Annotated in this window: 14 protein-coding genes; 8 read left to right on the top strand and 6 right to left on the bottom strand. The window is 50.4% G+C overall.

Going from position 1 to position 14,206, the window contains the following annotated elements; all coding sequences use genetic code 11:
• Positions 1-241 precede the first annotated feature (241 nt).
• The 3 genes from KIS30_06800 (at position 242) to KIS30_06790 (ending at position 2,759) form a co-directional block, all read left to right on the top strand.
• Positions 242-952, top strand: a complete 711-nt coding sequence (locus KIS30_06800; GenBank protein ID MBX8646445.1) for a hypothetical protein — start codon at positions 242-244, stop codon at positions 950-952.
• Between the two features lie 126 nt (positions 953-1,078).
• Positions 1,079-1,228 carry a hypothetical protein gene (locus KIS30_06795; protein MBX8646444.1) on the top strand — a complete coding sequence of 50 codons (150 nt, stop codon included), beginning with the start codon at positions 1,079-1,081 and terminating at the stop codon, positions 1,226-1,228.
• A 334-nt stretch (positions 1,229-1,562) separates the two neighbouring features.
• Positions 1,563-2,759 (top strand): MFS transporter, encoded by a 1,197-nt coding sequence (locus KIS30_06790; protein ID MBX8646443.1) that lies wholly within the window; start codon positions 1,563-1,565, stop codon positions 2,757-2,759.
• Here KIS30_06790 and KIS30_06785 read toward each other — a convergent pair.
• Complete coding sequence (locus tag KIS30_06785; protein ID MBX8646442.1) at positions 2,752-3,162, bottom strand: acyl-CoA thioesterase; 411 nt, start codon at positions 3,160-3,162, stop codon at positions 2,752-2,754. The genes KIS30_06790 and KIS30_06785 overlap by 8 nt on opposite strands.
• 93 nt (positions 3,163-3,255) lie before the next feature.
• On the opposite strand from KIS30_06785, the gene glgA reads away from it, so the two are divergent.
• The gene (gene glgA, locus KIS30_06780; GenBank protein ID MBX8646441.1) at positions 3,256-4,635 is read left to right on the top strand and encodes a glycogen synthase GlgA; all 1,380 of its coding nucleotides are present in this window, start codon (positions 3,256-3,258) and stop codon (positions 4,633-4,635) included.
• Here glgA and KIS30_06775 read toward each other — a convergent pair.
• Complete coding sequence (locus KIS30_06775) at positions 4,622-5,452, bottom strand: deoxyribonuclease IV (protein ID MBX8646440.1); 831 nt, start codon at positions 5,450-5,452, stop codon at positions 4,622-4,624. The genes glgA and KIS30_06775 overlap by 14 nt on opposite strands.
• A gap of 15 nt (positions 5,453-5,467) precedes the next feature.
• Positions 5,468-5,824, bottom strand: coding sequence for a response regulator (locus tag KIS30_06770; GenBank protein MBX8646439.1), 357 nt, complete (start codon positions 5,822-5,824; stop codon positions 5,468-5,470).
• A 346-nt stretch (positions 5,825-6,170) separates the two neighbouring features.
• Here KIS30_06770 and KIS30_06765 point away from each other — a divergent pair, with 346 nt between their 5' ends.
• The 3 genes from KIS30_06765 to KIS30_06755 are packed head-to-tail and all read left to right on the top strand — an operon-like array spanning position 6,171 to position 9,927.
• The gene (locus KIS30_06765; protein MBX8646438.1) at positions 6,171-7,343 is read left to right on the top strand and encodes a hypothetical protein; all 1,173 of its coding nucleotides are present in this window, start codon (positions 6,171-6,173) and stop codon (positions 7,341-7,343) included.
• Positions 7,340-8,872 (top strand): hypothetical protein, encoded by a 1,533-nt coding sequence (locus tag KIS30_06760; GenBank protein MBX8646437.1) that lies wholly within the window; start codon positions 7,340-7,342, stop codon positions 8,870-8,872. The genes KIS30_06765 and KIS30_06760 overlap by 4 nt, the downstream gene beginning before the upstream one ends.
• The gene (locus tag KIS30_06755; protein MBX8646436.1) at positions 8,869-9,927 is read left to right on the top strand and encodes a hypothetical protein; all 1,059 of its coding nucleotides are present in this window, start codon (positions 8,869-8,871) and stop codon (positions 9,925-9,927) included. The genes KIS30_06760 and KIS30_06755 overlap by 4 nt, the downstream gene beginning before the upstream one ends.
• A 47-nt stretch (positions 9,928-9,974) precedes the next feature.
• On the opposite strand, the gene KIS30_06750 is transcribed toward KIS30_06755, so the two are convergent.
• On the bottom strand, positions 9,975-10,700 hold the full coding sequence (locus KIS30_06750) for a GNAT family N-acetyltransferase (protein MBX8646435.1): 726 nt from the start codon (positions 10,698-10,700) through the stop codon (positions 9,975-9,977).
• A 541-nt stretch (positions 10,701-11,241) separates the two neighbouring features.
• Here KIS30_06750 and galT point away from each other — a divergent pair.
• A complete protein-coding gene (galT, locus tag KIS30_06745; protein MBX8646434.1) occupies positions 11,242-12,306 on the top strand; it encodes a galactose-1-phosphate uridylyltransferase in 1,065 nt (354 codons plus the stop codon).
• Here galT and KIS30_06740 read toward each other — a convergent pair.
• Entirely contained in the window at positions 12,258-13,484 is a 1,227-nt protein-coding gene (locus KIS30_06740; protein MBX8646433.1) for an AAA family ATPase, read from the bottom strand. The two genes, galT and KIS30_06740, sit on opposite strands and share 49 nt — an antisense overlap.
• Before the next feature lie 5 nt (positions 13,485-13,489).
• Entirely contained in the window at positions 13,490-14,203 is a 714-nt protein-coding gene (locus KIS30_06735) for an RAD55 family ATPase (protein MBX8646432.1), read from the bottom strand.
• Positions 14,204-14,206: the final 3 nt, after the last annotated feature.

The following is a 14,206-nucleotide window of genomic DNA, read 5'->3' as shown; positions in this document are numbered from 1 at the left end:
CACTGGACTGTGTATGAACCGGATAACGCACCGTTTACGCAATCGCTCGTGGGCCACATACTCAGGGGAACATACATTGCGAACGGCGTGCTGCTGGATTTGCAGGTCAAGACATAAGAGGTGAACGGACAGCACATGTTATGTCTGAACGCAATACAATGAGCAGGACAAACCTTTCCCCTGTTGAATTTCATATCACAAAGGATAAGAGCGCTCTAAAACGATTACTGGTGTGCAGCAAATGAAAGGAATCGGGAGTCCGGGAAAGAATGCCGCATCGGTCGTGATTATTGTAGTCGTGATAGCAGTCATATCGGCTGTCGTTTCGCTCCAGCCACATGATCCCGGCTTGGTCGTTGTCAATAACTCAAAGGTTGTTCCATTCACATGGACGCTTCGATCAAACAGCACCGCACACATAACCGGAGGCGTCACTAGTTATTTTCAGGCGCCAAATGACAACGCCACGAATTCTACTTTATATTTTAATGCCGAATTTGTCCCGTTACCGAATCCCAGTGCTAATAATGAACTATTTTTTGAGTTCTTTACAAACATAACAGGCAACATCTCCTCCGTCCTGCATCCTGATTATATCACATTCACATTGAACGACTACGGAAACAATACTAACTTTGTCCAGAGTGGAGAGGTGCAGACAGTTTATTCGATTCCAACGCCAGCAGACAATGTTTCACCTATAAACAACGGCATAAACACTTCGTTCGGCCATATTGGTTCTTTGTTATACTCGGCTAAACTGTTGAACGTTTTATCGACCGGTCATTCTGTATACCATTTCCATTTCAACGGCATGACGCTGATAACACTCTCGTACAGCTCCTTGACAAACAAGACTACAATCAACACTTTTCATCTCTACGCGCAACTGAAAGGTCTCAGCAAAGTTGTAACCTGCGAACTGACCTTTGTAATAACCACAGTCGCATGACAGTGCGATAGCGGGTTAGGCATCTTTCAGGCATAATTGAGTGTGTGGTCATTATGAAGCAGCACGACAATTGCGCCTGCAAGGGCCGGTATAGCCAATATTATCAATGCCAGATATCCGATTTACATGATGTACATTGCAAACAGTATGACAAGAATGTTCTACAACATGGAAAAACTAGGTGCCTTGAACAATGCTGCCGACAACAGCAGAAAGATGATGCCGAATAGAGGAAACAGCACCGAATGCGTGAAAATAAAAACAACAATCAGCTGAAGACCACTCAGCGCAGCCGCCCAATCTGAAGACTTCAGTTGCATTGACCCTCCCGCTTCAAGCTGCGCGTATTCGATCGACTTTGCATATTTTCATCATTGTTACCGGTTACGGCATCACCCATCGTTCAGGTGTTTATCGACACTATGATAATGGTTGAGCCACAGTATTTCCCACGCATCAATTCCGTTGAACAAGACTGAATTAAACCTCATATGCCGCTGCCGTTCCGGCATATACAGGCGACTGTTCTCACTGCACGGAATGTATGCCGGGAGTTATTTCATAATTTTGACGCTCAACATATAAATAAATTGCAGCATTTTGCATCAGAATGAACGACAGCAGGCGAAAGTGGCTCACTCGGGAAGTGTTTCTGATATCCTTCTCAGCATTCTTCGCCGATCTCGGTTATCAGGCCATAGTGGGCCTTTTCCCCATTGTCGTACGGTTTCTGCTCAGACAACCCGCTTATGTGTTCGGCTTTCTTATGGCGCTGACCTACGGCATCGGCTCCCTGGTGTCGTATGCCGGCGGAAGACTGGGTGACAGATATAGCAAGAAAAAACTCGCTATCGGCGGAAACCTGCTCATCACGCTTCTCTCCGCCAGCGGTCTTCCTGGAAACATAGCCGAAAGCTCTGCGCTATATCTCGGCGGCTGGTGGTCGAGAGATTTCAGATCGCCGGTGAGGAAGGCCATGCTGGTGGAAGTTTCCGATCCCGGTTATACCAAGAAAATATTCGGTTTTCTCCATTCTCTGGATGTCGGCGGCGGCATGATTTCTACTATTATCGCATTTCTCCTCCTCTACAGCGGTTTAGGCGTACCGATGGTCATGCTCGTGATGGTTGTGCCCATACTTGTTTCGTCGGTCTGTCTGTCCATGGTGAGGGAGGGCAAGCATGAAAAATTTGTTAACGCGCCTCCTGTCAGCGCTGCGGACGCGGTGACGAACGCATCTTCCATGAAGCTCTTCCTCGTGTCCGCCGGGCTGTTTGGCTTCAGTTATTACAGTCTCGGCTTCCCGATAATCACTGTCGCAGATGCGACACACAGTTATGCACTCGGCCTTCTATCATACACCGTATTTCTCGGCGTTTCGGGAATCACTGGATACATTCTTGGCTCGTCGCGGCTGAAGGCCGCTTCGGGACTGTGGAAACTCGGTTACTCTGTCTCGGCACTCGGTTCTCTGTTCATAGGACTGTCCTATCAGTATCACCTGGGCCTGCCGGCCTTCTACCTGTCTATTGCCACTCTTGGTTTCGGAACGGGAAGCATCGAAACTTTCGAGCCTGTCGTGGCATCGATACTCAGCCCGTCTGCGCGCATCTCAAGAGGCATGGGTTCGCTGAGCGCATGGAGGGGCATAGGCCTCTTTTCATCCAACCTGCTCATGGGTCTGCTGTTCACATTCAGCGTTCTGGATTCCTATCTGTATGCATTTCTGACGGCCTCTGCCGCGGCCTTCATCATGTGGTTTGTCCAGCGGCGCACTTCCTTTTTGAGGGACAAATCGTTCAGCTGAGCCTTTCGTACACTTCCCTCAGCTCAGACGGAATGCTCACTGCTTTCCATCTGGTTGTGTCAACACACACGAGTGTGACCGAACCCTTTGCAGCAACCCTGGCTCCTGTAACGTTCAGGACTTCAAAGTTCAGGCTCACTGCCTTGTCCTTCAATTCGGAAAGTTTCAGCGAAACTTCGACCTCATCTCCGAACCTGCAGGGGAATTCGTATGTGCATTTCACATCCACCCTTGGAAACGCGATAGAATGTTTCTCTGAAATGCCCCTGTGATCTATGCCGGTGCTCGCATAGAATGCCTCCTCCGTCTTCTCAAAATAACGGAAGTAATTGGAAAAGTGAACAACTGATAAAGCGTCTGTGTCAACCCAGTTTACGGGGAAACGATGCCTGAAGGCTGTCATTGGCGTCCATATGCACAACGCTGTTAAAACATTTCGCCGACTTCGACAGATAAACTGATTTAATCCCTGGGTGTTAGGATCCTGCGATGTGAAATGAAAATAGCCATCATTACTGCGGAAACGCTGCCTTTCTCAAAATCAGGCGGACTTGCCGATTATGTATATTCCCTGTCCAATGCGCTGTCCGCTGCGGGACATGAGGTTGATGTCATTACACCGGACTACAGCGAAAAAACACCCCCGGTCAGTCCTTCATATACCGTGAACGGAACAACATTCGGCGTAACGGTACAGAAAACAGAGAGGTGGTCAGCCTTAAAACTCTCCAATGCCGAATTCTTCGGCAGACCAGAGATGTATGGATACGATGATGACAACAGACGATTTGCCTATTTCGCAGCCGCTGCCGCACAGGCAGTGTCTGCCGGCTCATATGATACAGTGCACTGCAACGACTGGCAAACCGGCTTTGTTCCTCTCCTCCTGAAACAACAGGGCAGTGAGGTCCGGTCAGTCTTTACGATTCATAATCTGCAGTTCCAGGGAAATTCGCCGCCGTCGATTATGGGCGAGATTGGCATAAATCAGTCATATTTCAGTATCGAGGGTATAGAGTTTTACGGCAATGTCAGTGCCATGAAGGCAGGCATTGTGTACAGCGACAGAATAGTCACTGTGAGTCCGACATACAGTCGTGAAATACAGACGGAGAAATACGGTTTTGGCATGGACGGCATCATCAGGAAACACAGCGCCAGGTTGAGCGGTATACTGAATGGTATTGATTACAAAATGTGGAATCCCTCCACGGATGCGCTGCTTCCCGCGAATTACAGCCTGCAGGCCATGAATGGAAAGTCCGCCTGCAAGAGTGCACTTCAGAGAACATTCTCGCTGCCGCAGGTGAAGAGACCCCTCATCGTCTCTATCGGCCGTCTCTGGGCACAGAAAGGCATTGACCTGCTGATCGACGCACTCGATGATATTGAAGGAGGATTTCAGTTCATTATACTCGGAACAGGCGATCGTGACCTTATGAACAGGATTCAGGAAAAAGCCGCTTCGGATATAAATGTCAGGGCCGTCCTGCGCTATGACGAGGAGCTCGCCCACAGGATGTATGCGGCGTCCGATATTTTTGCAATGCCCTCAAGATTCGAACCGTGCGGTTTGAGTCAGATGATATGCATGCGTTACGGCTCCGTGCCAGTGGTGAGGAGAACTGGCGGTCTGGCCGATACGGTCACGGATTTCGATCCGGACACGGCGGAAGGAAACGGGTTCGTATTTGAGGATGAGAGTGAAGAACAGCTCGCTTATGCTCTCACGCGCGCCGTCCAGACTTTCTCGCTGCCGGAAACATGGTCTGTTCTGGTAAGAAACTGCATGTCTACGGACCATTCATGGGAGGCATCGGCGAAGAAGTATGAATCGCTCTATGCGGAACTGATACGGCAAACTAGAGTCTCCTGAGCGTCGATATTTCCTTTCTGTATGCTTTCTCACCGCCGGGCGTCTCCAGTATCATGGGTATGCGGGAAAGCCCGCGGTAATGCATCAGTGCCCTGAATCCCTCTATTCCAATCTTTCCCCTGCCTATGTTTTCATGTCTGTCAAGGCGTTTCCCGAGGTCTGCTCTGGAATCATTCAGATGAAATGCAAGCAGGCGCTTCATGCCAATTGTGTCCCGGAATTTTTTCATCGTTGCATTCAGGCCTTTCACGTTTCTTATATCGTAACCTGCTGCAAATATGTGGCAACTGTCTATGCAGGTTCCGAGTCTGGGCGAATCCACGGCATCGAGGATGCGTGCTATCGATTCGAAACTGTGGCATATCACATTGCCCTGTCCGGCCATGGTTTCGAGAGCCATTCTCACATCAGAACCCTCCGTCTGGCGAAGCACTTCCCTCAGGCTCTCCACCTCTGTGTTTTCACCTTTCTCGTCCCCGGAGCCCATGTGGCTGCCGGGATGGAAAATGTATGTCTGCACGCCAAGCTGGCCGCATCTTGTCATTTCGTCCACAGCTGCTTCTATCGAAATGCGTCTCAGCCTGTCTTCGGGGCTGGCAAGATTGATGAGGTAGGAACCGTGAGCAACGATACTCTTCAGTCCTGACTCGCCGTACACTGTTCTGAACTGTTCCGCGTCACTCTGTTCGATCGGTTTTGCCTTCCACTGCATCTGGTTTCTTGTGAATATCTGGATTGCGTCAGCCTTTATAGAGAGACCCGATGTGACGGCGTTTTCAAATCCGCCGCCAATGCCAACGTGAGCGCCAAGCAGCAAATTTACACCCGTGCTTCACTTCTCAAACTTGCTCATGACGCTTATGAGCTCGCTCAGTTCAAATGGTTTGATAATATATGATGAGGCTCCAAGCTCTATTGCTCTCTTTTGCATCGTTCTGTCATACAGCGCGCTTACTGCAACTATCTTCGCATCCGGATAGCTGTGCAGTATCTCCTTTATGGCCTCCAGGCCGTCCTTGTTAGGCATAGCCAGATCTATGAGAACAACATCCGGATTCTTCTCCGAATATAAGCGCACCGCATCATTTCCATCCTGTCCCTCTCCCACAATCTCATAATTGTACGCAGAAAGCGCCGCTACCATTGCTGCCCGCGTCAGAGAGGAATCATCAACAACCAGAACTTTCATCACAGCCACGCCCTTTTACGTACTCGCAACAGTTCCTGATTATTTATAAAGTTCTTATCGGGTTTCAGTAAAAGTCTCTGTTCCGTGCCCTGGAAGCCTGACGGCGCGTCATCACAGTCCAACGCGCTTTGCGCACAAATGACGAAATTCGTAAATCATACCACGAATCACACCGACAACACTCCTGCATGCCTTGCTGCGTTGAAATCCCCTTCCATTAAGTGCCAGGGCACGTACTCAAACGCAGGCCGTAAATTCCATTAATCTGTAACTCCGTCGGCTCCTGCACAATTCATCCTTCCCAGAGGCTGTTTACTTCTCGGAATGGAAAACAGGAGACCTGGCTGTGGAAATACTCGGAACGAACCTGAGGCTCTACTCCTATGCTGCCAAGGAGATCATCACCAACAGACATTTCTCCTCTCTCCCCGGTTTCAACTCAATTTATCTTCCCGAAAACCTCACCGCGCTCAATGCAGGTACGCCTGATGGAAGCGACCTGTTCATCGAAGACGATAACAGGGGGGCGATTTCGCCGGAACCTGTTGCGAATATAGACGGGACGGACTTTCATCTCTCGGTCAAGGGGATTGGTTCAACAACTGATCCCTTCTCGCTCCGGTTGCTTGACCCCGAATACGTGGCATCGCTTACAGGCGATGCGGTTCTGAGGGACAAAATACGAAAGGCAAACGGGGTACCGGCAAGGTTCATAACAGGCGAGCTCTGGCTGAGAGGATCGCCATACGGCGGCCAGGGGCTTGAACATGCGGCCACCGCGCTCAGGGTATCCGAGATGGCAGACATAACTTCAATAAACGGCTTCAGGATTGCTCCCGTTATACGTGTAGTCCCCCTTCCTGAAGATATGGAAATGGAACTGAAGAAGATATTCTGGTACAGAAGGTTCAGCGGCAGGATAGTTCAGGAGATTCGACTGGTGCCGTCCAACATAAGAGTCTATTTCCATGCGGGGAATGTCATAGGGCGAAATATGAGGAGGATATTCGACATGTTCCGGGTTGACAGCAACGACAGGGCATATGAGTTCGAATGCAACTACATCAGGAGTTGCATTGCCCTTCTCACACTTTTCCCCAGGACATTGGCGATGAAGGACAACGGAAGATACACCGGCCTTGATTTCAACGATGTGTGGCTTGACAAGGATGCAGTGATCTCTCCTGACGGTACTGTCTATTTTGTTGATCTTGAAGGCATCGAGGAAAGAACTGTCGACGCAGATCATGTCATTGATAAGATTGAGGAACAGCTGTACCGGTCACTGTATGAATTCATGTTTGCCTACGAACAGATTGAGCACGAGAGGGCTTCACGCTTTGGCAGAGCTAGCGACAGAAGAACACAGTTCAGGATACTTGTCAGGGAAGCTCTGAGGAGTGATCCGTTCATAGACGTATCTGACCGCGGGGGTTCTTTAATATTGACAATTAAGAATAAATTGAACGAAGAAAATCTAAATAAGTCTTTTGCGATTGTTGACGGGGATATGATATGAAGTGTTCTGACGTGTACTATTTTTTCAACCAGATTTCGAGCAGGACCATAACCGCGCAGGTCTCTCCAGCGGATCTGGAAATGCTGCAGACCGGCGGGTACATACAGTCGCTGACAAAGGACGACTATGACAAACTGACTGCCGACATCGGTCAAATTGAGCAGCTCTCCAGTGACATAGCGCAGCGGAAACAGAAGGAACAGCAGCAGAGAGAGGCTTTTGAACCTGATTTCAGAGAGGTTCACTCTATTTTCTTCCGTGTGGCTCATGGCAGGGAAAAGGAAGAGGAGGAGATGCAGAAGGTACAGCAGGAAGAGGATGCGTTGAAAAAAATGGATTCGGATATTTCTGGAGAGGAGTCTATGCTTGCCTCGTACATAAACAGGAAATCGCTCCTCGACAAGCTCGTTCCATATGGGGATGCGCATGTTGCCCTGACAGAACAGGGGCTTGCCTCCATGAAAGACCTCGGCATCAGAATGTACAGGGTTTCGGACACCGATTTTTCATCCTATGTGCAGCAGATGAACCAGACGCTGAGCGAGCTCGGGGGCATAGCAGACCGGGGAAGGGATCATTTCCGTTTTCTCACTCAGGCACTCACGGATGTCGGGGCGTCTGAAATGTGGAGCACAGCAATCGGTCTTTCAAAGATGCAGGGAGATCCGAAGGCTCTTGACGCACGGTTTATTCAGGCTTTCGACGGCATAGAGAAGATGTCGCACAACATGGAAAACAGGCTCTCTGCATCAGAGGTCCTTGCATGTTCGGGCGCCGATCTGACCAGCACAATCCCTGAGCTTTTCGAGCTTGACCATGAAGTCAGACACAGGCTTGGCGTTCCAAAAGAGCTCTCTGCCGGAGTATCTTCCATACTGTTCTTCGGAAAAAGGCACGACGGTACATTTCCTCTGGACACATTCGGGAATTTCAGGCAGCTCACCAACTCCTACGAATCTGCCGCGCTCATGTCGATTGTTAACAGCTCCCCAGACGATTTGACGAAGAAATTCATGGCTATGAGGGCACTCTTCAATTCATGGGGCTTTGAAGTGTCTGAAGACACGGAACTGTCGGCCGCGTACCTCGCAGTGTCCGATCTGCCTGCCGACGGATTTCAAAGCAAGCTGGCAATTGTGACGGAGGGATTGAAACACTATCTAGAGTATCCCCTCGTCGCCGCAGCCATACTCACTTCAATACCGGTCATGGAGGCAAACGAGACACTCAACCTGCTCGAGAAAACCTACTCCATCATTGGTGTCAGGGCGACGGGACTTGAACAGTCGGAGCTGATCGCTCTTGCAGTCAGAATGATACACGGCATCAAGAACGAGCTTGTCAGGGACCTCGACAGCACTGCACGGATCACTGAGACTCCGGTACAGTTCACCTATGCCGCCTCACGACCGTTCGTTCCTCTATACATGCCAATGATGATTGTGCATTCTTCCTACTATTCTACCTTCAGCGGCATCGGTGGAGCCCATCCGGGACACGTCCATGCCCTCGGAGGATTTGTCGGATGATGTATTGGAAGGCGGCGGCTGCACTCTTAATCACATCGATGCTTCTGCTGCCGCCCGCTGCGACAGCACACAATGTCCCGAAGGCTGGTGATTACTTCAACTACCACGAGGCGATAACAGTCAACGGCGGGAAGGGAAACTACACAGGGTACACGGAGCAGCAGAGTGTCAACGGCACTGAGCGCATCAGTGCACTGAACCCCGGAGACATTGCCTCCGCATTCTATCAGTATTTCTGGACATACCACAACAGTACTGGCGGATACAGCAGTGGAAGCTCGGCAGGCAACTTCACTTTCTCGTATCATACATACAGGTATGTCAACGGGACGGACAACCAGACAGGCTACTCCAATCCGTATGTATGGTTCTACATGAATAACTCTCTCGGCAGGTCAAGTCAATTCTATCTGCTGAACACGCAGATGACGATTGTCTCAACGGACTACAGCTACAGGCTTCCTTCAACTGACGGTTATGTTAAAACAATATACGCTCAGGGGACTGGTTCATACCAGAGAAACGATGCCTATGGCAGTTTTACTGCCACTTATGACTGGAAGACCTATTTTGATCCGTCTACCGGTTTCATAGTCGCTTATTTTTACACGGAACATGACAGCAACTCATTAGGCGACGGCTTCACCTATACGGAGATTCTATATGTGACAGGCACGAGCTACGCGCTGACGCCGGCTGCTGCTCCAACCCCCCAGCCGTCATCTCTCAGCACCGCTGATATGCTGCTTTTGGCCCTGGTTATCGTCGTTGTGCTGGTCATCGTCTCAGTCCTGGTCTTCCGCTCGCGTTCAAAAAGGAACAGGCAGAAGCTGCCAAGGCACCCCGGTGATGGAAGGGTCGGTTACTCCTACGCGCCCGTCCAGCAGCAGGCTCAGCGTCCTGCGGGACCGCCGCCGATAAACCTCACTCCCGAACAGCCGGCGGTACAGCAGATTGTTGTCAAGGAAGTTGTGAAGGTGAAATGCCAGTTCTGCGGAACGCTGATAGATTCGACAGCCCTCAAATGCCCTGTCTGCGGAGCCCCTCGCAGCTGATTCTGATTTGAGCACGACAGAGCGTAATCGATTCCGGAAGTCACTCTTCAGCCGAAGTAATGATACATCTCACCGGCCTGATGCATTCCTCCCCTTGCGGCAATGCTGCGAGATGCCTTATTTGACTCTGCAATTTCGGAAAAGGCGTACCGCGCACCACTCCTTCCGAGCCATAGCAGGCGTGCAAACAGAAGGTCGGTCCCAACGCCCTGCTTCCTGAATTGCGGAGAAACGGCGAGTGAGTGCAGGCGGCCTTTCTCACCTGCCATGGCAAGCCATGCCGCCCCCGCGATGTTCCTGCCGTTGCGGACGATGAAGCACTTTTCTCCTGCGGCAAAAGCGGCGTGGATCCATCCGGGGTTAATTCTGGCACCCACATTTTTCATCACATCGAGAACATCAGGAAGGTCCTCATCACGGGCCAGACGCACCTCGTGAACAAACCTGTGCATGAATGAAAAATCAGACATGTCCCGGGCGTATATCAGGTAAACCTCCTTTCTGAGATCGAGCGGTAATTCTGAAAAAAAGGCCATCTTGCTTTTGAGACCGGATAGCAGATAGCATGCATCCCTGCTCCTTGTGAATATGCTGCCCGTTTTTTCTACTGCGTCATACAGCAGCAGGCCGCACACGGCACCATTGTCTTTCTGCACAGCATGCACCTCCCCTCCGGCAAGAAGTGTTTCCGCAGCAAACTGCTTGAGGAATGGATTGAAGAAAGACACGTCCTCGAAGTGCAGATGCTTCAATTCCATCACATCTGTTATCATTCGAGGCGTAATACCGTTTATTCCTACTTCTGCCTCCTGGTTCACATACTGCAATGGCATAAGTTGTTAATGAGTTTCGCTGTGTGGTACGTGAAGCGTAAAACCATCGCTTTCAAACTATGGCTGTATGGCCTTCCACCGCATAAGTCTCAATAAGTTTTTCAGGGTTTACCACCAGGCAGAGCCTTCCCACATCAAACGCTTTCATCTGACCCAGCTCAGAGAGACTCCTTCTCCTTGTCGCGCAGTCGCCCCGCTATGACTGTCCTTCCTGAACTTGATCCTTTGCCTCGGTCCGGATCTAGGACTGCATTCAGCCAGCGCGCTCCTGGCATTTTCGCTCCTTTGAAGTCAATTCAAGATTCATAACCACGTATGCAGAGCTCCAGTCGTGTGCGGTACAATTGTTTGGCAGGAGCGCAACAAATGTTTTTTATGCCGGTGAACCAAATAACGCATAAATAGGTATAGTATGTTCTCGCGAAGAGTCAGAATGCTCACCATTGATTGTATTTAGTCGAGATGCAAAGAGGCATTGAAATTGTCCGAAATCAGAAAGGATTACGTAACTGATACATGGGTGGTTATATCAGAAGAGAGGGCGATGCGGCCCAAAGATTACGTCAAACCGCGTCCGCCCGTGGTTCAGAAAACCTGTGTGTTCTGTGAAGGAAACGAAAAAATGACGCCTCCCGAGATATATGCATTCAGATCGGAAGGCACTAAGGCAGACGATCCCGGGTGGTGGATAAGAACTGTGCCGAACAAATACCCGGCCCTGCGCATCGAAGGCGAACTGCAAAAGAAGTCCGGCTCTGTTTTCACCTCCATGACAGGCATTGGGTGCCACGAAGTCGTAATCGAGTCGCCCGCACATGACCGGTCCATAGCGCTTCTTGAAACTAGGCAGATAAGGGAACTGCTGGAAATGTACAGGGCGCGTCTCGCAGATCTGAGCGGAGACAGGCGTTTCAAGTACATACTCATATTCGAAAACCACGGAGCAGAGGCAGGTGCCTCTCTGGAACATCCGCACAGCCAGATTATTGCAACACCGATGATACCCGTCTATGTTGCCGGAGAACTCCGCGGTGCCGAGCACTACTACATCGATATGGGTGGCGAATGCATCTATGATACAATAATAAAGGAAGAGCTGGCGCAATCGAAGAGGGTGGTATTCGAAAACAGTTCGTTTGTCTGCCTGACGCCGTTCGCGTCCAAGTATCCCTATGAACTCATGATATTGCCCAAGCGGCATTCATCCTCGTTCGTCGAGTGCGCGCATCACGAAATCGCGGATCTGGCGGAAATGCTGGGCAACACACTCTCCTCGCTTTACAAAGTGCTCGAGGATCCGCCCTACAACTTTTACATTCACACCGCGCCTGTCAACACACGCGAACACCCCTTTTATCACTGGCATATCGAGATAATTCCCAGGGTGAGTAAACTGGCAGGATTCGAGAGAGGCACAGGTTTCTACATAAATTCCCTGTCCCCGGAGAACGCGGCAGCTCAGCTGAGCGCAGTGCTCTACAACACTCAGACACAGGATCACAAACCCACGGCTGAAACGATCTTGAGAGTGCCTGAAACAAACTGAAATGCATAGTAACTCGAATCGATCCTTGCGCCGCGCATCTTCATCAATCTGAAGATCGGCATGGTACCATGCGCGGAGTCGCCCGCCCTCGTGAACTGAACGACGCCGTCTGCAAGATATGCCTCGGCGGATTTTTCAGAAACCGATATATCATAACTGCCTTCCTTGACCGCTATCGCTGTCAGTCCGCTGTTTCTGCACCATTCGAAAAATTCGAAGGTTGCCTTCCTTGCTTTTTCGTTGGAAACCATCGACGCAAGGGCATTAAGGCTGTCCAGGACGAGAAGCGAATAATTGAAGAGCCTCCTCTGCTCCTCGATGTAGCGCATCAGCAGTTTGCGCCACGTGCCCTGCATTTCCGCAGTATTCTTCTTTATCTCCCTTCTGTCTACAATTCGTATCCTGGCCCTGTCCTCTGCCTTCATTATTCCCATCAGCAGTAGCTTGGACTCCAGTGCTTTGGCGCTTTCTCCGAGAACAATGTAAAGGACATTGCGCTCCTGTTCTCTGGCAATCTTCAGCAACTGGTCTGCAGCAAGAATCGATTTCATCGTCCCGGGGGGACCGACAAACAGCACAACGGACTCCTCCGGCAGCCCGGGGCTCATTACCTTTTCTGATATGAACGCCAGATGTTTCAGTTGTGTGTTATGCGAAACACCGGTGTCTGTGGCCTGTATTTCCCTGATGCGGCCCAGATGCTTATCAACAAGTGCCCTGAACTCCGGATCTGTACGCTTTCTGAGTCTGCGGATGTTCCTCTTTCTTTCATTTTCCTCAGGCGGCTTTTCACCGGCGGGTCTGCGTGAAGCCAGGGACAGTCGCGCAGCCTCATTTTTCATATTAATCACGCGTTTGTTGGCTTCTTCGACCTGTTTTCTGAGTTCCTCTATGATCTTCTGGGATTCCAGGGCATCCTCGTAAGAACGTTCCACCTTCTTATCAGACACATTTGAATCCGACAGATCCCTGATGCCATAACCCGAGGTGGTTTTGCCTCCGAAGCTGATTGCCTCAATTGTGTAATCGGACCCCCATCTCGTCCCGCCGTCTTTCTCTGTCACCGTATCTCCGGAGTCGCGCGAGCCTGCGATCAGTTCTTCTCCGCATCTTCCGCACTGCCGTTCAGATCGTTTCAGCGCATAACCGCATACAGGGCAGAACTGAACGTTGGGCATGATGTTCAACTCATGGATTGCGTTACGACAAACCTTCCGTCCTGAAACTGAAGAGAATAATATGAAGTATCGTGCTCTGTATTCCTCATCTTCACGCACCTTATCCGCCTTCTCACTGCATCAGTCTCTTCCGACGAGAGGCTTAGATTGATTATGCCGTCTGACAGGTAGCCTTCCTCGCGCCCTTTTTCCATGACCTCTTCCGGGTCGCTCTCCGAAATCAGGACAGAGGTCAGATTCATTTCCCTGAGCCATTCGAAAAGAAAGAAAATCTGGCTCCTCCTGGATGTAGCGCCCACAGAAATATCCAGTACATCAAGCGAATCGAGCACCAGTATTTCGGTCTGCGCCTCCTTGACTATATTCGACAGATGCTCCCTGAGCACCGAAATAACCGTTTCATCCGTCTCCGCCTGTTCCAGCTCCTCCCTCACATTTCCCAGATCCACGATTCTGATTCTCTTCTCGCCTTCGACGTCCATGCCCATCGATTTCATCTGGCGTATGAGGCTCTGTTTTCCCTGTTCAAATGAAACGTAGACTGAGCCTATGCCATTGTTACTTGCATTTTTGTAGAGCATGTTGAATGCCATCGACGATTTCATCGTGCCCGGCCTGCCGGACAGCAGTACTATGTTTCCCTGAGGTATCCCTCCGCCGATGACCTTGTCAAACCCCTCCACATACGTCCTGATCCTGCGTTCCTGGCTTTCCTGCATACA

Source organism: Candidatus Sysuiplasma acidicola, from assembly GCA_019721035.1.
Lineage (GTDB): Archaea > Thermoplasmatota > Thermoplasmata > Sysuiplasmatales > Sysuiplasmataceae > Sysuiplasma > Sysuiplasma acidicola.
This window is presented reverse-complemented; position numbering and strand designations above follow the sequence as displayed.

Bases quoted from the DNA above. Each gene is read 5' to 3' on its own strand.
- KIS30_06790 (MBX8646443.1), top strand. From the start codon at position 1,563: ATGAACGACAGCAGGCGAAAGTGGCTCACTCGGGAAGTGTTTCTGATA.
- KIS30_06795 (MBX8646444.1), top strand. From the start codon at position 1,079: ATGATGTACATTGCAAACAGTATGACAAGAATGTTCTACAACATGGAA.
- KIS30_06785 (MBX8646442.1), bottom strand. From the start codon at position 3,162: ATGACAGCCTTCAGGCATCGTTTCCCCGTAAACTGGGTTGACACAGAC.
- KIS30_06800 (MBX8646445.1), top strand. From the start codon at position 242: ATGAAAGGAATCGGGAGTCCGGGAAAGAATGCCGCATCGGTCGTGATT.
- glgA (MBX8646441.1), top strand. From the start codon at position 3,256: ATGAAAATAGCCATCATTACTGCGGAAACGCTGCCTTTCTCAAAATCA.
- KIS30_06755 (MBX8646436.1), top strand. From the start codon at position 8,869: ATGATGTATTGGAAGGCGGCGGCTGCACTCTTAATCACATCGATGCTT.
- KIS30_06770 (MBX8646439.1), bottom strand. From the start codon at position 5,824: ATGAAAGTTCTGGTTGTTGATGATTCCTCTCTGACGCGGGCAGCAATG.
- KIS30_06735 (MBX8646432.1), bottom strand. From the start codon at position 14,203: ATGCAGGAAAGCCAGGAACGCAGGATCAGGACGTATGTGGAGGGGTTT.
- KIS30_06750 (MBX8646435.1), bottom strand. From the start codon at position 10,700: ATGATAACAGATGTGATGGAATTGAAGCATCTGCACTTCGAGGACGTG.
- KIS30_06740 (MBX8646433.1), bottom strand. From the start codon at position 13,484: ATGCCCAACGTTCAGTTCTGCCCTGTATGCGGTTATGCGCTGAAACGA.
- KIS30_06760 (MBX8646437.1), top strand. From the start codon at position 7,340: ATGAAGTGTTCTGACGTGTACTATTTTTTCAACCAGATTTCGAGCAGG.